The sequence below is a fragment of the Cohnella caldifontis genome (assembly GCF_029360585.1).
In the GTDB taxonomy this organism is placed as follows: Bacteria; Bacillota; Bacilli; order Paenibacillales; family Paenibacillaceae; genus Cohnella; species Cohnella caldifontis.
Map to the genome: position 1 here is coordinate 1 of NZ_JAQZSJ010000051.1, position 538 is coordinate 538.

General features: G+C 60.2%; 1 protein-coding gene. It reads right to left on the minus strand.

The genetic code is table 11. The features are described 5' to 3' along the window. Position 1 precedes the first annotated feature (1 nt). Positions 2 to 538: ABC transporter permease (locus tag PTZ19_RS25270; protein ID WP_276358477.1), on the minus strand; the 537-nt coding region annotated here is incomplete at its 5' end.

Below are 538 nucleotides of genomic sequence, written 5' to 3' on the forward strand. Positions count from 1 at the left end.
TTCATGCCCGCTTTTTATACGCCCTCATCGCGAAGAGATAAGCCGCGAGCATGATTCCGACGCACCATGCAAGCGCGATCCAAATCTCGTTGCCTACCGGCTGATCGGACAACAGCGCACGAATGGCGTTGACGATCGAGGTCACCGGCTGGTTTTCGGCAAAGGCGCGAACGACCCGGGGCATCGATTCGGTCGGCACGAACGCCGAGCTGATGAACGGCAGGAAGATCAGCGGGTAGGAAAACGCGCTGGCGCCTTCCACCGATTTGGCGGTCAATCCGGCAATCGCCGCGACCCAAGTCAAAGCCAGCGTAAACAGCACGAGAATACCGGCTACGGCAAGCCATGGCAGCACTCCCGCCGACGAGCGGAAGCCCATCGCGAGCGCTGCGGCGATGATGACGACAAGGGAAATGGCGTTGGATACGACCGAAGTCAGCACGTGACCCCACAGCACGGCGGAACGCGCGATCGGCATGGAGTGGAACCGCTCGATGATGCCCCGTTGCTTATCCATAAACAGGCGGTACGCCGTATA